The sequence below is a fragment of the Roseobacter sp. SK209-2-6 genome (assembly GCF_000169455.1).
In the GTDB taxonomy this organism is placed as follows: Bacteria; Pseudomonadota; Alphaproteobacteria; order Rhodobacterales; family Rhodobacteraceae; genus Pseudophaeobacter.
Genome location: NZ_AAYC01000021.1, coordinates 20,217 through 38,819 on the forward strand (window position 1 = coordinate 20,217; position 18,603 = coordinate 38,819).

The 18,603-nt window shown below is 56.8% G+C and carries 21 protein-coding genes; 9 read left to right on the top strand and 12 right to left on the bottom strand.

Annotated elements, in window-relative coordinates; translation table 11 throughout:
* Positions 1-184: 184 nt before the first annotated feature.
* Positions 185-2,236 (bottom strand): PhoX family protein, encoded by a 2,052-nt coding sequence (locus RSK20926_RS21160; protein WP_008209905.1) that lies wholly within the window; start codon positions 2,234-2,236, stop codon positions 185-187.
* A 201-nt stretch (positions 2,237-2,437) separates the two neighbouring features.
* Here RSK20926_RS21160 and RSK20926_RS21165 point away from each other — a divergent pair, with 201 nt between their 5' ends.
* The gene (locus tag RSK20926_RS21165) at positions 2,438-4,036 is read left to right on the top strand and encodes a class I SAM-dependent methyltransferase (protein ID WP_037256232.1); all 1,599 of its coding nucleotides are present in this window, start codon (positions 2,438-2,440) and stop codon (positions 4,034-4,036) included.
* A gap of 151 nt (positions 4,037-4,187) precedes the next feature.
* Here the strand turns inward: RSK20926_RS21165 and RSK20926_RS21170 are convergent, their stop codons facing one another.
* Entirely contained in the window at positions 4,188-5,195 is a 1,008-nt protein-coding gene (locus RSK20926_RS21170; RefSeq protein ID WP_008209907.1) for a GlxA family transcriptional regulator, read from the bottom strand.
* A gap of 12 nt (positions 5,196-5,207) precedes the next feature.
* Between RSK20926_RS21170 and RSK20926_RS23085 the strand changes: the two genes are divergently transcribed.
* From RSK20926_RS23085 to RSK20926_RS21185, 4 genes are all read left to right on the top strand, one after another.
* Positions 5,208-5,360: a hypothetical protein gene (locus RSK20926_RS23085; RefSeq protein ID WP_008209908.1), complete on the top strand. Its 153-nt coding sequence runs from the start codon at positions 5,208-5,210 to the stop codon at positions 5,358-5,360.
* Positions 5,361-5,500: 140 nt separating this feature from the next.
* Complete coding sequence (locus RSK20926_RS21175; protein ID WP_008209910.1) at positions 5,501-6,133, top strand: ATP-dependent Clp protease proteolytic subunit; 633 nt, start codon at positions 5,501-5,503, stop codon at positions 6,131-6,133.
* Between the two features lie 146 nt (positions 6,134-6,279).
* Positions 6,280-7,548: an ATP-dependent Clp protease ATP-binding subunit ClpX gene (clpX, locus tag RSK20926_RS21180; protein WP_008209911.1), complete on the top strand. Its 1,269-nt coding sequence runs from the start codon at positions 6,280-6,282 to the stop codon at positions 7,546-7,548.
* A gap of 84 nt (positions 7,549-7,632) precedes the next feature.
* Positions 7,633-8,010 (top strand): RidA family protein, encoded by a 378-nt coding sequence (locus RSK20926_RS21185; RefSeq protein ID WP_008209912.1) that lies wholly within the window; start codon positions 7,633-7,635, stop codon positions 8,008-8,010.
* Here the strand turns inward: RSK20926_RS21185 and RSK20926_RS21190 are convergent.
* The gene (locus RSK20926_RS21190; protein ID WP_008209913.1) at positions 7,993-8,691 is read right to left on the bottom strand and encodes a DUF4760 domain-containing protein; all 699 of its coding nucleotides are present in this window, start codon (positions 8,689-8,691) and stop codon (positions 7,993-7,995) included. The two genes, RSK20926_RS21185 and RSK20926_RS21190, sit on opposite strands and share 18 nt — an antisense overlap.
* A 328-nt stretch (positions 8,692-9,019) precedes the next feature.
* On the opposite strand from RSK20926_RS21190, the gene RSK20926_RS21195 reads away from it, so the two are divergent.
* From RSK20926_RS21195 to RSK20926_RS21205, 3 genes are all read left to right on the top strand, one after another.
* Positions 9,020-9,406, top strand: a complete 387-nt coding sequence (locus RSK20926_RS21195; protein WP_008209914.1) for an NADH:ubiquinone oxidoreductase subunit NDUFA12 — start codon at positions 9,020-9,022, stop codon at positions 9,404-9,406.
* Positions 9,407-9,501: 95 nt separating this feature from the next.
* Positions 9,502-9,954, top strand: coding sequence for an outer membrane lipid asymmetry maintenance protein MlaD (gene mlaD, locus RSK20926_RS21200; protein ID WP_008209915.1), 453 nt, complete (start codon positions 9,502-9,504; stop codon positions 9,952-9,954).
* 20 nt (positions 9,955-9,974) lie between these two features.
* A complete protein-coding gene (locus RSK20926_RS21205) occupies positions 9,975-10,331 on the top strand; it encodes a DUF2155 domain-containing protein (protein ID WP_232281958.1) in 357 nt (118 codons plus the stop codon).
* Here the strand turns inward: RSK20926_RS21205 and aat are convergent.
* The 4 genes from aat to RSK20926_RS21225 form a co-directional block, all read right to left on the bottom strand.
* The gene (gene aat / locus RSK20926_RS21210) at positions 10,295-10,927 is read right to left on the bottom strand and encodes a leucyl/phenylalanyl-tRNA--protein transferase (RefSeq protein WP_037256254.1); all 633 of its coding nucleotides are present in this window, start codon (positions 10,925-10,927) and stop codon (positions 10,295-10,297) included. The genes RSK20926_RS21205 and aat overlap by 37 nt on opposite strands.
* Positions 10,928-11,026: 99 nt before the next feature.
* Complete coding sequence (accC, locus tag RSK20926_RS21215) at positions 11,027-12,376, bottom strand: acetyl-CoA carboxylase biotin carboxylase subunit (RefSeq protein ID WP_008209919.1); 1,350 nt, start codon at positions 12,374-12,376, stop codon at positions 11,027-11,029.
* Between the two features lie 9 nt (positions 12,377-12,385).
* Positions 12,386-12,886: an acetyl-CoA carboxylase biotin carboxyl carrier protein gene (gene accB, locus RSK20926_RS21220; protein WP_037256237.1), complete on the bottom strand. Its 501-nt coding sequence runs from the start codon at positions 12,884-12,886 to the stop codon at positions 12,386-12,388.
* Positions 12,887-13,097: 211 nt separating this feature from the next.
* Positions 13,098-13,637: a PAS and helix-turn-helix domain-containing protein gene (locus tag RSK20926_RS21225; protein WP_008209923.1), complete on the bottom strand. Its 540-nt coding sequence runs from the start codon at positions 13,635-13,637 to the stop codon at positions 13,098-13,100.
* Between the two features lie 117 nt (positions 13,638-13,754).
* Between RSK20926_RS21225 and RSK20926_RS21230 the strand changes: the two genes are divergently transcribed.
* Entirely contained in the window at positions 13,755-15,269 is a 1,515-nt protein-coding gene (locus RSK20926_RS21230) for a class I adenylate-forming enzyme family protein (protein ID WP_008209924.1), read from the top strand.
* An 81-nt stretch (positions 15,270-15,350) separates the two neighbouring features.
* Here the strand turns inward: RSK20926_RS21230 and RSK20926_RS21235 are convergent, their stop codons facing one another.
* The 5 genes from RSK20926_RS21235 to RSK20926_RS21255 form a co-directional block, all read right to left on the bottom strand.
* Positions 15,351-15,860 (bottom strand): helix-turn-helix transcriptional regulator, encoded by a 510-nt coding sequence (locus RSK20926_RS21235; RefSeq protein ID WP_008209926.1) that lies wholly within the window; start codon positions 15,858-15,860, stop codon positions 15,351-15,353.
* A 36-nt stretch (positions 15,861-15,896) separates the two neighbouring features.
* The gene (locus tag RSK20926_RS21240; RefSeq protein WP_037256257.1) at positions 15,897-16,445 is read right to left on the bottom strand and encodes a cytochrome b/b6 domain-containing protein; all 549 of its coding nucleotides are present in this window, start codon (positions 16,443-16,445) and stop codon (positions 15,897-15,899) included.
* A 73-nt stretch (positions 16,446-16,518) separates the two neighbouring features.
* The gene (locus RSK20926_RS21245) at positions 16,519-16,791 is read right to left on the bottom strand and encodes a PepSY domain-containing protein (protein WP_232281956.1); all 273 of its coding nucleotides are present in this window, start codon (positions 16,789-16,791) and stop codon (positions 16,519-16,521) included.
* A 282-nt stretch (positions 16,792-17,073) separates the two neighbouring features.
* Positions 17,074-17,829, bottom strand: coding sequence for an ABC transporter ATP-binding protein (locus RSK20926_RS21250; RefSeq protein ID WP_008209930.1), 756 nt, complete (start codon positions 17,827-17,829; stop codon positions 17,074-17,076).
* A gap of 12 nt (positions 17,830-17,841) precedes the next feature.
* Positions 17,842-18,597: an ABC transporter ATP-binding protein gene (locus tag RSK20926_RS21255; protein ID WP_008209931.1), complete on the bottom strand. Its 756-nt coding sequence runs from the start codon at positions 18,595-18,597 to the stop codon at positions 17,842-17,844.
* Between the last annotated feature and the right edge of the window lie 6 nt (positions 18,598-18,603).

Sequence of the window (18,603 nt, forward strand, 5' to 3'; positions counted from 1 at the left end):
CATATTGATTTGATCCCTTTTTGGCTCCCGCTGAACAGGCCTGGCTGCTTGGTGATTTGACCGTGCAACCAACACTTATCCGAAGTGAGAGGCTCCTAGGCTTCACGTTTTGGTGGGGCCGCAAAGGGATGGGCATTCAGCCCCCCAAGTCTTTGGGTTCTAGGGCGGATGGGCCAGGCGCGCGTCAGCCTGCGATCTTGCCCCCACCTTCGCGTGTGACAACCACGATGGAGGGACGCGGCGGCATCTTGGGGTCGAAATCTGGCCAGCGTGTCGCGGGATCCTCAAAGGTAGAGGCGCGCGCGAACCCCTTGAGCGATTTTGTGCCATCCGTGCCGGGGTGCTGCACCGCCAGAAAGAGCGTCTCTCCATCGGGTGTGAAGCAAGGACCACAGAGTTCACCTCCGACTGGGCAGCGAAAGAACAGCTTGGATAGACCGCGTTTCACCCCTTCGGTTTCGATCGCATAGAGGCCGTCTGATTTGCCGGTTTTGTTCCACCTGCTGCCCTGATCAGTTGCGACCCAAAGACGGCCCTCCGCATCAAATGCGCAATTGTCAGGGGAGCCGAACCAGCCATTTTCCGAGGTTTCTGGATGCCATTCTGCGCCGACTTCAGCGATGCTCGGGTCACCGCATTTGATCAGGATTTCCCAGCGTCCCTGTTGGGCGGCATGGTCCCCCTGATCTTCTTTTACTTCGATGATGTGGCCAAAACGCGATTTGGCACGGGGGTTTGCGGCATCTACCTGATGTGCCTTGCGCCGAGAATTGTTGGTCAGAATGACATAGACTGTGCCATCACCGCGCGGCTGGACATCCTCTGGTCGATCCATAGGCGTGGCCCCCAGCGCATCCGCCGCCAACCGGGTATCGATCAGGACATCTGCCTGGCTGGCAAAGCCATTCTCTGCTGTCAGTGGTCCCAGCCCATGGGTGAGCGGCAACCAGTTTAGATGTCCATCTTCCTCAAGGCGTGCAACAAAAAGCGTGCCGTCCTGCAGCAGGGCTGTACTGCCCTTGCTGCCGGGAGTGACCCGTGCAGCCGAGACATATTTGTAGAGATACTCAAACCGCGCATCATCCCCCATGTAGACGACCAGATGCCCCTCTTTGGAGAGGGTGCATTCCGCGCCTTCATGGCTGAACCGGCCGAGTGCTGTGTGCTTTACCGGTTCGGCATTCGGATCTTTGGGGTCAACCTCAACAACCCATCCAAAGCGATTAATTTCGTTAGGTTCTTTGTCAATGTTGAAGCGGTCGTGGAATTTGCCCCAACCGTACCAGCGACCAGGGGCGCGATAGCGCCGCAGCTGTTTGGCCTCGCTTTGGTGTGAGAGGTCGGGCTTGCCATCTGGGTGCAGACGGTCTGTCCAGAAGTAACCATGGAAGTTCTCTTCTGCCATAAGCCAGGTGCCCCAGGGCGTCATGCCTCCGGCGCAATTGTTGAGGGTGCCGATCACGCTGCGACCGGATGGATCTGCGTGCGTTTGCAACCTTGGATGTCCGGCTGCGGGCCCGCTAATCGCGATAGGACTATGCAGAGGGGAGATCCGGCGGTTCATCCGCCCTTCGCGGTTCACGGCCCAATTGCCGGTTTGATCCCGCTCAACCTCAACAACCGATCCACCATGGGCCGCCATTTCGATCTCGATCAGAGTGGCGGTCATGCCAGCGAAATCCACTTTATCCTGACGTCCAAGCCTTGGGAACATGACCTCTTCGTTGGTGTATTCATGGTTCACACAAAGAAGGCCACGCGTGGCCTCGGGATTCAGTGGCAAGAAACCGACAAAGTCATTGTTGTAGCCAAACTGCTGCAGTTGAGCATGGGCGCTCTGGTTCATGACATCAAACTCGGGGGCCTGATCTGTGATCGGATCTCCCCATCGAAGCAGGATCTCAGCGCGGTAGCCTGGGGCAACATGGTGGGTTTGATCGTTTCCCCATTCGAGCTCGGTGAACGCAAAGGGTTTGGTGCCAGGCTGGTGCGCGATATCGGGGGTTGCAGAAGCGCTGACCGGCTCTGGCGCGAGTGTTGCCGTGCTGCCAAAAAACGCCCCCATAGCTGAAACACCCAGCAACCCCCGAAGCGTGTCACGCCGGGAATAGCGTGCCTCTATGAGGTCGCCAAGAGTGCGGGATTTCACGGAAGTCGCAGGGATATCATCATATAGTTCAAATGCTTCGGACCTGTTTCCAACGTTTCGATCATGGATGAGGTTATGGCGGTCCATAGGGGGTTCCTGCGAAGTCACGGTCTATCTCTAAAGCTATCCAATACCTGATGCCCGATCTCGGCAGAAGTCGGAAACAATTTTGTGACGCGGCGGGTGAAATAGCTGGATGCCAATTAACCAGTTTCTCATGAATCTATCTGATTTTGCCTATAGACGGCACGTAAATCGCGCCAGAAAATAATGCTAGAAAGGCAAGGCATGAGTGATTGGACTTCCGGCTATGTAGCCGAAATTGATTACAGCTATAATTTCACCAAGCACATGGCCCCATCTCATCTGTTGATGGCTTCGATTTCTCAAAAACAAAAGAGCCGACTTGACGGTGAGAATCTGACTTATTGCGAGTTGGGTTGCGGCCAGGGATTTACTGCCAACCTCTTGGCTGCGGCCAATCCGCAGGTTGAATTTCACGCAATGGATTTTAATCCCGCTCAAATTGCTGGCGCGCAGGAGCTTGCTCGTGATGGAGAGATGGAGAACGTGCATTTCTATGAATGCAGTTTTGAGGATTTTGGTGAACAGGCAACTGTGCCAGACAGTTTTGACGTGATTGCCATGCATGGCATCCTGAGCTGGGTTTCAGAAGAGAACCGCCGTCATATATTTGATTTTGTTGCCAAACGCCTGAAGCCAGGCGGGATCCTCTATGCAAGCTTCAATACATTGTCCGCTTGGGCTTCTGCAGTTCCGCTGCGTAGATTGATGCTGGATCACTCCAAAAACAGCGCCAAACCGATCACCGAAAGGCTCTATGATGCGATCAGCTTTGCGGAGCGAGTGGAGCAAAGCGGAGCTAAGTTTTTTTCGCATAATCAATCAGCTAGCGCGCGTCTTGGAAGTATGCCGGGTATGCCACCGCACTATCTGATCCATGAAATGTTCAATGATCATTGGACCCCCTTTCATTTTGCGGATCTGGCCGCTGAGATGGATCAAGCGAAGCTGAGCCTTGTGGGGTCGAGCATCCTGTTCGAGCATGTGGATGACATTTGCCTAAATCCGCGACAAATCGCTTTGCTGGAAGAGGAAAGCGACCGGATCCGTCGCGAGACGCTGCGCGACGTCTTGGTGAATGAGCAATTCCGCAGCGATCTTTTTGTCAAGGGTAAGCTGCCGATGACCGAACGTGGCAGTGTCGGTGCTTGGTTTGAAACAACCTTGGCCCTGACAGCCCCCTTCAACGGTGGTCCCCTAAAGCTTGCCTGGAGGCAGGGTGATATTCCTCTGAATGCTGAGGAGTATCTGCCGGTGTTGGAGGCATTGAAAGAAGGTCCGGCCACAGTTCGAGAATTGCTTGATCAAGGGGCCTTTGGAACCATGACCTGGGCGCAGATTTCGCGTTTGTTGCAGATCTTGATAGGTGCCGAAGTTATGGCCCCATGCCTGCCAATGGAAGGCCTGCAATCGCGTACTGAGAGCTGCCGCAAGTTCAATTTGGCGATCTGTAAACGTGCAGAAGATTCAGAAAACCTGCAGTTTTTGGCATCGCCGCTTACCGGCAACGGGGTGGAGGCCGATCGCTTGGAACAGCTCTTCCTACTGGCGCGCAGTGAAGGGCATGTGGGGCCGAATGATTGGGCTGATCTGGCTTGGCGCATTCTGGCGCCGCAGGGGCAAAGGTTGCAATCGCAGGGCCGTCTTCTGGAAACGGATGAGGAAAACCTGGCTTTCCTTCGTGCACGCGCGAACAGTTTTGCAGCGAGGCGTCTGCCGCTCTTTGCTGCGCTGGGTATTGACCTGGAACCAGAGGCAGAGGCCGACAAGCCAATTGGTGTGAGCCAGATGAGGGTCGTATAGACCCTGTGCTATCACGTGTAGTGCCAATCCGGGTGCTCATCAAAAGCTCTGCTTGAGCGACCCGGATCTAGCATTCACACAGAAAAGGCTTTGCCTCTGAGCAACTCTTTGGGTGAAGGTGAGAGGAAAAGCCTTTGAAATTACAGTGTATTTAATTCCAGCCCTTGCGGAAGAAGTGAGGGCTGGCGCCAAACTTGCGCTTGAACTGACGTGAGAAATGCGTCGAGCTGTTAAAGCCAGAGGCCAATGCGATTTCAGTGACGCTCATTGATGTCTCATTCATCAGCGCAAAGGCATGGCTGAGGCGCATGTCAAAATAGACGTGCATCGGGCTTTGGTTCAGATAGCGAGAAAACAGGCGTTCAAGCTGTCGACGCGAAATGTCCAGCCTTTCACAGAGCTGCCCGATAGAGAGGGGCTCCTCGATGGCGGATTGCATCAACTGCAGTGCATTCAACAGACGTTGATTTCGACTGCCAATCGCGACGGCGAAATTGGACTTTTGCGGTGCGGCCTGACCGCTGGAGCGCGCATGTAGGCACATATCGGCCACGATGATGGCCAATTGCTTGCCGTGACGTTGCTCAATGAGGTTCAGCATAAGATCGGTTGCCGCATTGCCGCCACCACAGGTCATCAGCGAGCCGCTGATCTCAAATGTATTGGCGGTGGGCTCAAGATCGGGAAAACTCTCTTGGAAGCCCGGTTGGTTTTCCCAATGCAGGGTAAAAGACTGATCGCGGATCAAACCCGCTTGCGCCAGAGCAAAGGCACCGGTGCAGATACCGCCAACCGTGCGTCCAAAGCGGCTCTCACGGCGCAACCAGTTGAGCGTGGCCTCGCCGGCAGTGCTTTGGGGTTCCACGCCTGCGCAAACAAAACCCAGCGCATCGGAGGACAAAGGCTGCAGGGGCAGGTCAGGCGTAATCATCATACCGTTAGAGCAGCGCATGGGCTCTCCATCTTCGGTCATGATGAACCAGCGGTAGAGCTTGGAATTGGTCACTTGATTGGCGATGCGCAGGGGCTCGATGGCTGCGGCGACGGGCAACATGGTCGCTTTTGGCAAGAGCAAGAAATAGAAATCCTGCGGCGATCCGTCATAGGGAATGGCCAGCGTTGCTGATGCACCCTTTTGAACAAATGTATCATCTGTCATGTTGCAATCCTGATGCCAGAGGGTGTGACGCTGGGCAAATCAAATGCCGTGTGCTTTGCGACATTTTTGATTCAGGGCGTTTACGCCTTTGTTACAGCGCTTTTAGGGGGCGTTGTTCTGGTTTTGCGACGGCGTTCGGACTATTTGCGACGGCTGGGGCGCTAACGGTTGTGCAAGAAACAAGCGACAGCTGTGGCGTAAAAACAACCTGGGCCTCTTGCAGGCATTTAGGGGCGATACTAAGACTCAAGTAACACAATGTCTGGTATGGTGCCGGGCATTACACAAAACGCAGGCAGGTTCACATGACTGATCCAAGAGAAACCTATATGAATACCCTCGTCCCGATGGTGGTTGAGCAGACCAGCCGTGGCGAGCGGGCCTATGATATTTTTTCCCGCCTGCTGAAAGAGCGGATCATTTTCCTCAACGGTCCGGTGCATGATGGCATGTCTTCGCTGATCGTGGCGCAGCTCCTGCACCTTGAGGCGGAAAACCCCTCCAAAGAGATTTCGATGTATATCAACTCCCCCGGTGGCGTTGTGACATCCGGCCTGTCGATCTACGACACCATGCAATACATCAAGCCCAAGGTCTCGACCCTGGTCATCGGTCAGGCGGCTTCCATGGGGTCTTTGCTTCTGACCGCCGGTGAGGCAGGCATGCGCTTTTCGCTGCCCAACTCCCGCGTCATGGTGCACCAGCCCTCTGGCGGTTTCCAGGGACAGGCGACCGACATCATGATTCACGCAGAAGAGACGTTGAAGTTGAAGCGCCGCCTGAATGAGATCTATGTCAAGCACACCGGACAGGAACTGGATAAGGTCGAGGCGGCGCTGGAGCGTGACAATTTCATGTCCCCAGAGGAAGCCAAAGAGTTCGGCCTGATTGACGAAATCGTCGAAAACCGCGCCAAGGGCGAGGGTGAGGACAGCTAAGCTGCCCTCTAAGTGATGAGTTGTGTGCCCGGCGCATTAACCGGGCACCCATTTTGACATTGTGGCGGCAGAATGGCTGTCATAAGCTGGCCTAAAGGCGGATGGCGCGGACTGGCCGGCTGACCGAGCGGACTGAAAGGTAGACCATGGCGACGAATTCGAGTGGCGACAGCAAGAACACGCTATATTGCAGCTTCTGCGGCAAAAGCCAGCATGAGGTGCGGAAGCTGATTGCCGGTCCCACTGTCTTCATCTGCGACGAATGCGTTGAGCTCTGCATGGACATTATCCGTGAAGAGACCAAGGCATCGGGGCTGAAGGCCACCGACGGGGTGCCAAGCCCCAAAGACATCTGCGAAGTTCTGGATGATTACGTGATCGGCCAGGCCATGGCCAAGCGGGTTCTTTCTGTGGCTGTTCACAACCACTACAAGCGTCTGAACCATGCCCAAAAGGCGGGCTCGGATATTGAACTGGCAAAATCCAACATCTTGCTGATCGGCCCCACCGGTTGCGGTAAGACGCTTCTGGCGCAGACCCTGGCGCGGATACTGGATGTGCCCTTCACCATGGCGGATGCCACCACCCTGACCGAAGCCGGTTATGTGGGCGAGGATGTCGAGAATATCATCCTGAAGCTGTTGCAGGCCTCCGAATACAATGTTGAGCGCGCGCAGCGCGGCATCGTCTATATCGACGAGGTCGACAAGATCACCCGCAAGTCTGAAAACCCATCAATCACCCGCGATGTATCGGGTGAGGGTGTGCAGCAGGCATTGCTGAAGCTGATGGAAGGCACCGTTGCGAGCGTGCCACCCCAGGGCGGGCGCAAACACCCACAGCAAGAATTCCTGCAGGTGGACACCACCAATATCCTGTTCATTTGCGGCGGCGCCTTTGCGGGCCTCGATCGGATCATCGCGCAGCGCGGCAAAGGCTCTGCCATGGGCTTTGGCGCGGATGTGCGCGACAATGATGACCGCGGTGTTGGAGAGATCTTCCAGGACCTGGAGCCGGAAGATCTGCTGAAATTCGGGTTGATTCCGGAATTCGTCGGCCGTCTGCCGGTTCTGGCGACGCTGGAAGATTTGGATGAGGACGCCCTCGTCACCATTCTGACCCTGCCGAAAAACGCACTGGTAAAACAGTATCAGCGCCTGTTCGAGCTGGAAGAGACTGAGCTGGACTTTACCCCCGAAGCGCTGAAGGCCATCGCCAAGAAAGCCATCGAACGCAAAACTGGCGCGCGGGGCCTGCGCTCGATCATGGAAGACATCCTCTTGGATACCATGTTTGACCTGCCCGGCATGGACAGCGTTACCAAGGTGGTTGTGAACGAAGAGGCCGTGACCTCCGACGCTCAGCCCTTGATGATCCACGCGGATGCAGAGAAAGAGCCTGCCTCCGCAGGCTAAGGATCTAAAAGTTGAATTCACCAACGGCGCGGTTTTCCGCGCCGTTCTCTTTTGTAAGCCACCAGAAGGTATGGGAGAAAACAGATGATCAAACGGATTTCATCAGGCGGCATCTACGAGGGAAAAATCGGCTATTGCCGGGCTGTGGTTGCGGGCGGATTTGTGCATGTGGCCGGGACTACAGCGCAAGGGGCTGAGATCCCTGCCGATGTGGTTGGGCAGTGCCGGTCTGCGCTTGCTGCGATCGAGAAAGCTCTGACCGAGGCTGGCGCCAGTTTTGCCGATGCGGTCCGGGTGGTTTATTACTTGCCCGACGCGGCTGAATTCGAACCCTGCTGGCCTCTTCTGGCAGAAGCCTTTGGCGCCAATCCGCCTGCGGCGACGATGATCGAATGCAATCTCATCGATCCGAAATACCGTATCGAAATCGAAGTGACAGCTGTTTTACCTGCTGCTCAATAGCTGCGCCAGTTCACGGGAAGAGGGAATGGGGCGTTCGGTTTCCGCTCCGGCATAGTTGGTTGTGGTCTCCTTACGCCGCCATTCCTCATATAATGTTGCAAGGTGCTCCAGGCTGTGCGGATCATTTTCCCGCAGTTCGGAGATCATGATCCTGGCGTCATCCACGAGGTTGCACATAATGCCCCGGATGGTTTTTTCGAGCAGCTCCTTGTCCAGATCCTCCTGGTAGATGCCCACGGCGAGGAATTCATAGTAATTGAGCACCTGCTGCAGGGCGTCCGCACCTTCGCGCTGGGTGACGTCAGCTGAGCTCCGTGCCTTTTTCCAGTCTTCGAGGTAGATGTCCCGATCGGTTGGAAAGACCTGCTTGCGCAACTTGTTGGTGGTTTGAAAATAGTCGGACAGGCGTGTTTCAAACAGGATTGTAATTGTGTGCTGCTTGCGCTGCGCAATGCGGGCCGCTTCGCTGGTCTTCTTATAGGTCCAAAGGGCGACCACGACCCCTGCAGCCGCAGTTGCGGTGGCTGCGGTAATACCAAAAAGGTTGACAAGAATTTTGTAATCTTCGCTCGGATCGTCGGGGATCTGATCCAGAAGCAGCCCGAATTCACCGGCCAGCAATGAAACAGACAGAGCTGCAAAAGAAAGAATCACGCTGACAGCGATCAGCGTGGCGGACACGGCAAAAATCCAAGAGAACCAAGTGTTCAAAAGGCTCTCTACAGCTTAAGTGTTTGAAACGGCTCAGAGGCCAATGTTTCTTCCGTTGCCGAAACCTTCAAGCGTCATACTTTGTTTAGCTCCTTGCTTGTACCCAGAACTATATCCGTGCTTGGCGCGATAGTAAATGTGCAGCGCATCAGCCCGCATATTGGACTTGTTGGCTTTAACATGGTGTTAAACGGCCGATATGCAATAGTCGGCAAGAATGTACGCAACGGCAGTGCTGGATCTGGACCCCGGCGGGAAATTGGGTCATATCAGAGCTGGAAAAATCCGGAGGCACCCTATGGGAATCTTGAAATCGCTCCTGCGCGCTGTGACCTGGTGGAACGGCCAGACCCTCAATACTCAGATCTTCACTGCGCGTAAGGGGATCAAGGTGGGCGAGGATGATCAGGGCAATATCTTCTACCGCAATGCCGATGACAGCAAGCGCTGGGTGATTTTCAATGGCGAGGTTGAAGCCTCTCGAGTAAGCCCCGACTGGCATGGATGGCTGCACCGCACCTTTGACGAAGTGCCCAGCGAAAAGCCACTAAAGCATAAGTCCTGGGAAAAGCCACATCAGGAAAACCTGACAGGCACCATGATGGCCTATGCGCCTCAGGGCTCTATCCGCAAAGGCGCGGAACCCAAGGCGCGTAGCGATTACGAAGCCTGGGCTCCGGAATAACCTTCGTAGAAGAACAGACTAAAGCAAAGCCCGGATTCTGCTGCGCAGTCCTGCCGGGATTCCCTTTTTTGGTTACAGGACTGAGGCAGGTCGAAATGTCCCACAATCCGACAGAAGTTTTGGCAGGCGGCGTGGTTTTGGCTGCGGCAATTGGTTTCGCGCTCTATGCCGGTCAGGTTGCCGGGTTGTCGCAGAGCACAGCCGGATATGAGCTGACGGCTTCCTTTCGCTCACTTGAAGGCGTGAATGTGGGCACGGATGTGCGTCTGGCGGGGGTCAAGGTTGGCACCGTCACCGGCGTTGCCCTCAACTCCGAGACCTTTCGGGCCGATACAAGCTTTTCCGTCATCGACGGTATCGAAATCCCGGATGACAGCGCAGCAGTGATCTCCTCCGAAGGCCTGCTGGGCGGGAACTTTGTAGAAATCATGCCTGGTGGCTCCCCGTTTAACCTAGCTGAGGGCGAGGAAATCCTGGACACGCAGGGGGCAGTCAGTCTGATCTCCCTCCTGGTGAAATTCGTCGCGGGTGGCGGGGAAGATTCGTGAAGGCACTGTTCAATGGGGTCCTGACCACCGTATTTGCCCTTGGCTTGGGTAGCTTGGCACCAGCCGCAGCGCAGGAAGAGGCGGAGCAGGGTAGCATGGCGATCCTGCGGGGGCTTGATAAGGTCAATGGCCAGAGCACAGATGTCGAAGTGCAGGTCGGCCGCAGCGCCGAGGTTTTCGGGCTTCTGGTCACCCTGGCGCAGTGTCGCTACCCGGTCGATAACCCCACAGGCGATGCCTTTGCCTATTTGATCATTCGCGACCCAAACAACGGCGCCCAGTTCTTTGAAGGCTGGATGATTGCTTCCAGCCCGGCCCTGAATGCGCTGGATCACAGCCGTTATGACGTTTGGGTCATCCGCTGCAGCAAAAGCTGAGGTGTCGGCAGGTTGGGGCGGGCGAAATCGGCATCTTGCCTCAGGGCGATATCCAACTTGGCCTTATAGGCCGCACGGCTGATCTCCACAGCGCCAAGGGAGGCAAGATGCGCGGTCAGAAACTGCGTATCACAGAGCGCGTAGCCGCCCTGGATCAAGCGATCGATGAGATAGGCTAGCGCCACTTTGGAGGCGTCTGTACGACGTGAGAACATGCTTTCGCCAAAGAAAGCTCCACCCAGAGAAACACCATAGACGCCGCCGCTCAGCACCCCCTGATGCCAGACCTCCAGCGAATGGGCATGGCCCATCGCATGCAGGTCCTGATAGCGGGCGTGGATTTCGGAATTGATCCAGGTTTCCGCGCGATCCGCACAGGCACTGACCACCTGCGGAAAAGCGCGATTTACACTGACCTCATATTCGCCCCTGCGGATCCGTTTCGCCAGAGAGCGGGAGACATGAAAATCCTCTAGTGGAAAAATGCCACGGCGTTTCGGGTCGACCCAGAAGATCTCGTCATCTTCGCGGTGCTCCGCCATGGGGAAGACACCAACCGAATAGGCGTGCAGCAATAGATCCGTCGTCAGGTTCATCATCATGCCTGAGTGTGTTGTCAGGGTCTTTGCAGCTTGCCACAAAGAAAACCGGGGCGCGAGTGTATCTCTCGCGCCCCGGTTCATTTCGTCAGGGGCTTAGCCCTGCAGGTTCTCTTCCAGCCAGCGTTCCAGCCAGTGGATGCCATAGTCACCGGACTGGACATCCGGTTCCTCTAGCAATGCGTGGAACAGCGGTACGGTGGTGTCGATACCATCCACGATCAATTCACCCAGTGCACGGCTGAGACGCGCCAGCGCCTCGGGGCGGTCACGTCCATGCACGATCAACTTGCCGATCAGGCTGTCGTAATAGGGCGGGATCGAATAGCCATCATAGAGGGCGGAATCCATCCGCACACCCAGACCACCCGGCGCATGATAGGCCGTGATCTTGCCGGGGCAGGGGGAGAAGTTCGGCAGTTTCTCCGCGTTGATCCGCACTTCGATGGCATGGCCATTGATCTGCAGATCCTCCTGGGTAAAGGAGAGCGGCTGACCAGCGGCCACGCGAATTTGCTCGCGCACCAGGTCAACGCCAAAAATCGCCTCGGTCACCGGATGTTCCACCTGCAGGCGGGTGTTCATTTCGATGAAATAGAACTCCCCGTCTTCATAGAGGAATTCGACCGTACCGGCGCCGGAATAGCTCATCTCACCCACTGCGTCGGCACAGATCTTGCCGATGCGGGCGCGCTCTTCGGGGCTAATGCAGGGGCCGGGGGCCTCTTCAAAAACCTTCTGGTGGCGGCGCTGCAGCGAGCAGTCTCGCTCTGCTAGGTGCACACCGTTGCCTTTGCCATCGCCAAAGACCTGCACTTCGATGTGACGCGGCTTCTGGAGGTATTTCTCCATATAGACTTCGTCATTGCCAAAGGCGGCTTTTGCCTCCGAGCGGGCGGTGGAGAAAGCCATCTCCAGATCGGCTTCCGTCTCGGCCACTTTCATGCCGCGACCACCCCCACCGGCGGTGGCTTTGATGATCACCGGATAGCCCATGTCGGCGGCAACCACCTTGGCGGTTGCGATATCGGGCACACCGCCGTCGGAACCGGGAACAACCGGAATGCCCAGACGCTTTGCGGTATCCTTGGCGGTGATCTTGTCACCCATGGTGCGGATATCTTCTGCCGAGGGACCAATGAAGGTGATGCCGTGATCTTCGATGATCTGCACGAAGTTGGCATTTTCCGACAGGAAACCATAGCCGGGGTGAACCGCCTGGGCGCCAGTGATCTCGCAGGCAGAGATGATCGCAGGGATCGAAAGATAGCTCTGTGCACCGGCAGGGGGGCCGATGCAGACCGACTCGTCGGCCATACGCACATGCATTGCATCGGCGTCAGCGGTGGAATGCACCGCAACCGAGGTGATGCCCATTTCGCGGCAGGCACGGATCACGCGCAGCGCGATCTCCCCGCGGTTGGCAATCAGGATCTTGTCAAACATGGGCTGCCCTTACTCGATGATGGCCAGCGGAGATCCGAATTCGACGGCGGCGCCATCTTCCACCAGAATGCGCTTCACGGTGCCGGATTTGGGCGCCGGGATGTGGTTCATGGTCTTCATCGCTTCGACGATCAACAGGGTATCGCCTTCGCTGACCTGTTGGCCAACCGAGATAAAGGAGGCCGCACCGGGTTCGGGGGCCAGGTAAACCGTGCCTACCATGGGGGAGGTCACAGCGCCCGGGTGGCTGGCCGGGTCTGCTGCGGCTTCTGCCGCTGGGGCGGCGGCCGCGACGGGGGCTGCTGCGGCGGCAACGGGAGCAGCAGCGGCGGGAACGGCAACCTGAACCGGGGCGGCAGCGGCCATCATCTGGCGCGACACTCGAACATTGAGGCTGTCGTCTTCGCTATAGTCGCGCTTGACCTCCAGCTCTGTCAGGTCGTTCTCCCGCAGCAATTCAGCCAGTGCTTTGATGAAAGCCACATCCGCTTCATGGGTTTTATCTGTCATTTCTGTCCTCAGCGTGTCCTCAGCCGGCTCCGGGTTCGCCCTAACATAGTGCCGTTTTGGCAGCATAGGCGGTCCGGAAATTAAAGCGCTTATAGGGGAAGCTTGACCACAAGGAAAGCGCAACCGGTCCGGCGCATAAAATGGGCACTCAGACAGGGATTCGCAATTGCTGCTGATGTAAATTCGGCGGGGAACTGCCGGGAAAAAAGCTCTAAAGCGGCATGCCGGTCAGTTTTGCCACCAGTTCCGGTAGTTTTCGGGCCCCGAATTTCTGCAAAAGATGGGCACGATGGGTTTCGATGGTGCGATAGGAGAGATCCAGTTTCAGCCCGATTTCCTTGGCCGACAGCCCCTTGCAGGTGAGGATCGCAACCTCGCGCTCGCGCGGTGTCAGACTGACAACTGGCCTGTCTTCGGAGATATCGGCAAAGGACCAGACACCGGTGCGAAACGGCTCTTCCGGGCTGACCGAACGTCCGCGTACGCGACACCAGAACAGCTCACCAGATCGGCGCCGCATGATACGTTCATCATGATAGAGGCCACTCTTGGCGCCCTCATCCTGCTGCAAAAGTTCACCGATGCGGTGATAATCTTCACGGCTTGGGTAAAGCTCCACAATGGGCATATCGATAAAATCGGCAGGCTCCCCACCAAAGGTGGCGCAGAATTGCAAGTTGCAACGCTGGATTACCCGGCTTTCCAGGATGGCGAGGCCAACAGGGGCGTGGTCGAAGGCAAAATCGGTCATACCCCTATTAACCGGGTATTTTTGCGGAATTGAAGAGGAAGCTGGTGAGTGAGAGGCTCTTTGCCGCAAGGAACCTTTGGCAAGGCTCCTTTGAATTGTGTTTCGGGGAGGTTCGCAATGAATATCAGCCAGTGGCTTTGCCGTCAGGCGCAGGTGGGCGGAGAGCGCCCGGCTCTTTACTTTGGGACGGAGCTAGTCGCAAACTATCAGGAGTTTCACCGCCGGGCCGCTGCTCTGGCCAACTGGCTGATCGCTGAGGGGACCGCGCCCGGGGATCGTGTAGCGATCTTCATGAAGAACTGCCCGGATTACCTGATCGCGCTCTATGGGGTTTGGTATGCAGGGGCTGCAGCGGTGCCTATCAATGCCAAACTGCACGGGGCAGAGGCGGCATATATTCTGGAAAACAGCGGTGCGGGTCTGGTTTTCACCTCTGCGGGTCTGAAAGAGGCCCTGCAGGTAGAAGGGGTAGAGCGTGCTGGATGCAGGGTGCTCGATATCGCCGATCCCGACTATGAGGCTGCGCTGCAGCAGGAACCTTTGCCTGTGCCAGTGGCATGTGCGCCTGAAGATCTGGCCTGGCTGTTCTATACATCCGGCACCACCGGTAAGCCCAAGGGGGTGATGATCACCCACCGGATGCTAACGACGGTCTCTCTGGGGTATTTTGCGGATGTGGATCAGGCCACGGGTGCTGATCAGATCCTATACGCTGCCCCGATGAGCCATGGTGCAGGGCTATACAATATGGTGCATGTACTTGTGGGTGCAGCCCATGTCTGTCCGCCTTCTGCGGGGTTCGATGTGAGGGAAATCCTGGATCTGGCCGCCCATTTTGGAAGGGTTCAGATGTTTGCAGCCCCCACCATGGTGACCCGGATGACGGCACAAGCCAAGGCGATGGGGCGCAGCGGAGATGGGCTGCGCAGTGTGATCTACGCCGGTGGCCCGATGTATCTGGCCGACATCCTGGAGGCAGAGGCCCATTTCGGAGAGATTTTCATTCAGGTCTATGGTCAGGGCGAATGCCCGATGGGGATCACGGTGCTGAAGCGCGAGGAGGTTGCTGACCGCAGTCATCCACGCTGGGAGGCACGCCTGGCAGGGGTCGGACGGGCCCAGAGCTTTGTTGAGGTGCAAATCGGCACTGCAGAGGGTGAGCCGCTAGCGACCGGTGAGATGGGGGAGATCATGGTGCGTGGTGATGCGGTGATGCCCGGCTACTGGATGAACCCAAAGGCCAATGCCGAGACCCTAAGAGATGGGTGGTTGATGACAGGGGATATGGGAACCCTGGATCAGGACGGCTATCTGACCATGACTGATAGGTCTAAGGACCTGATTATCTCAGGTGGCTCCAATGTCTACCCCCGCGAGGTCGAAGAGGTGATCCTGACTCACCCATTGGTGCAGGAGGCCTCGGTCGTTGGCCGACCTCATTCGGATTGGGGAGAAGAGGTGGTGGCCTTTGTGGTTGGCAGCGCCACGCCAGAGCAGCTGGAAGAGCATTGCAGGGCGCATATCGCCCGCTTCAAATGCCCCAAGGCCTATTTCCAGGTGCCGGATCTGCCCAAGAACAACTATGGCAAAGTCCTGAAAACAGAGCTGCGTGCGCGGTTGTTGAATGCATAGGTAGGGCCGATCTTTAGAGGGGCCAGCCCTTGATCTGTTTCTGGGGCAGCCAAAACTCCCGCTTAGGGTTTCCGCCTTTTGCTAGCTCTGGTCAGATGGCCTGGCGCGGTGCCCCATAAGGGTGTCGATCAAGCCGCTCATCAGGTCAGAGCGGCTGCCAAAGCCGGATTTTCGGTAGATCGCATTCAGCTGCGCCTTGACCGTTCCCTCTGCACTGCCACGCATCTCTGCAATCTCACCGGTAGAGAGGCCTTTGATCAGGAAATTGGCAACATCGCGTTCTGCGGGCGTTAGCTTCCAGCCCTCCAACTCACTGTCGATCACTTCCTGCACCGCATTCTGCGCTGTGCTGAGCGCCTGTTCCAAGTGGGCCTTGCGCCGCAACAGCCATTGGAGAATACGCAGTTCCACGATGATGGCGGCGATTAGGGCAAAGGTTGCCAGGGCCTCGACATAGGCATGTTTGCCTTCGGGGCCTTCTTCCCCACGGCCAAATAGATCGCCGACAATATCCCCCAGAAAGACCACCGCGCAGAGAGCCTGCGCGGCGATTACCAGAATAAGAACAAGAGGTCGTGCAGGATCTGTCATAGAGGTTTTCCTTTGCCGGGCACTTTAGTTCAGAGGTTATTCGCGGACCCTATGCCGTGGTATCTGCTTTACCCCTGTTATCATCGCATGGATCAACCTGACCCCCAGGCGACGGCTTTCAAAAACCACAGCAGCTATATGCAGGACAATGGAAAACTGCGCCCAGGCAACAAATGCTTCATGCAGATCCTCGGTCCAGGTCAGCGGAATTGCGGCGGATAGGCCCGCAGACAGGGTTGTCAGATAGCCTGTAACGCCAATGGCGAGAATGGTGAAAAGCAGATTGAACACCATCAAGGAGCCCAGTGGGCTATGCCCTTGATGGGCAAAGCGGCGGCGCGTTGCGATATCGCTCAGCTGGTCGATAATACCACTAAGGCTGGGCCGAAAACTGGCAAACCGCGCATGACGCGGGCCGACAAAGCCCCAGGCTAGACGGGAGACAATCAACGCGGTCAGGACATAGCCGATCTGCGCATGCAAGTTCCCGTCTGGGTCGGTGAAAAAGGAGTTGGCAGCAAAGAGCAGCACCATGCTCCAGTGAAAGAGGCGGATGAAGGGGTCCCAGACCTTGTAGCGGGCCATTTTGGTCTCCTTTGCAATGACAGAAGAGGCCGCCACTGGAAAGCCAAGGGCGGCAGGTTGCGCGCAGATGGCGTTAGTCGTCACCCGGTTCCGCGTCGCTCTCTTCTTCCATTTCCAGGATGTTGAACTGCGCATCCATGTAGACCTCAAACTGCAGGCCGTCCTTGGAGGCCTCTACCTCATAGAGCCCATCTTCCAGTTCCACCTCGTACACCTCAAAGCCTTGCCCCGAGAGGATCTCATGGATCTTCGCTTGATCCTCAGCCTTGGGTGACAGACCAGAGGCAAAAGCCGCAGCGGGCAGGGCGATTGCGAGGGCAAGCAGTGAGAAGTTGCGTTTCATCATGGGATCTCTCCATTTCTTTGGCTGATAGTTTGGGAATGGCGGGATGCGCTTCCTTGCGATCAACCTCGGAAAGGAGGGGGGAATCTGAAATAGGCCAAAGGGCTGAAATCGGCCCAAAATCAGAGCTCTATACCTTTGGTTTATGGGGAAAACTGCGCTGAAAACCCTGTGCAGAACCTTGCACATGGCGCTGAAGCGCAAAAAAGGCCGACCCTCGTGTCAAGGGTCGGCTCAAGAGATGTTGCTTTGGCCTGGGCCTGCGCAACGGGGAGTAAGGGTTGATTAGATCGCCAGGTATTCGGCGCGTAGCTCGGCGTTTTCCAGAACTTCCGACGCTGTGCCGTCGAAGACGATGCCGCCGGTGTCCAAGATTACCGCCCTGTCTGCGAGTTCCAGCGCGCGCACCGCGTTCTGTTCCACGATGATGGTGGTCATGCCCTGTTCTTTGATGTGGATGAGGGTCTTTTCAATCTCATCCACAATCACCGGGGCCAGACCTTCATAGGGTTCGTCCAGCAGCAGGACCTTGATGTCACGGGCCAGCGCGCGGGCAATGGCCAGCATTTGCTGCTCACCGCCCGAGAGTGTCACGCCCTCTTGCTTGCGGCGCTCACCGAGGCGCGGGAACAGGTCATAAAGACGGTCAATGGACCAGCCGATCGGCGGGGCGATCTGCGCCAGCTGCAGGTTTTCCTCAACCGTGAGGCCCGGAATGATGCGGCGATCTTCGGGGACCAACCCCAGACCGGCCGCTGCGGCCTCATGGCTTTCCATCAGGTGCAGGGGCTTGTGGTCCAGCCAGATCTCACCCTGGGTGACCTGCGGGTCACCAATGCGGGCGATGGAACGCAGGGTCGAAGTCTTGCCCGCGCCGTTGCGTCCCAAGAGGGCCAGGATCTCGCCCTCGTGGACGTTGAAGTTGATGCCCTGGACGATATAGCTCTCACCGTAATAGGCATGCATATCCCAGACCGAGAGGAAGGCCGGGGCCGTTTGCGCGGCATTGGCGTTCTTGGAGAAATCAGGTTTGACGTTCATTGTATCTTTCCCCTACGCGCTTTCGCCAAGATAGGCTTCGCGCACTTTTGGATTGCCGCGGATGTTTTCCGGATCGTCTTCGACCAGTGGAGTGCCCTGGGCCAGAACCGTGATCCGGTTGGCCAGAGAGAACACCACATGCATGTCGTGCTCGATGATGGCGATGGTGATGTCGCGTTCATCCGAGATCTGCTTCAGAAGGTCGATGGTATTGTTGGTATCGGCCCGTGCCATACCAGCGGTTGGTTCATCCAGTAGCAAGAGCCGTGGTTCCTGGCTGAGGCACATGCCGATCTCCAAGCGACGTTTGTCACCGCGGGACATGGCGGCGGCATGCATATGCCGCTTATCCGCCATGTTCATCTCTTCGAGCATGTTCTCCGCCTTTTCCAGAATGTCCTTTTGTGAGAACACCGAAGGAATGGCATTGAGCTCAAAGGCGCCGTCCCGCTTCGCAAAGCAGGGGATCATCATGTTTTCCAAGACAGTGAGATCTCCAAAGATCTCTGGGGTCTGGAACACGCGGCTGATGCCCATCTGGTTGATTTCATAGGGCGCGCGGCCCAGCACCGACTGGCCGTCAAACATGACAGAGCCGGTGTCGGGGATCAGCTTACCCACCAGGCAGTTCAGCAGGGTGGATTTGCCGGCCCCATTGGGGCCGATGATTGCGTGGACGGAGTTTTCCTTCACGCTTAGATTCACTTCTGACAAGGCTTGCAGCCCGCCGAACCGTTTGCCTACGTTTTTGACTTCAAGGATACCCATAGATCT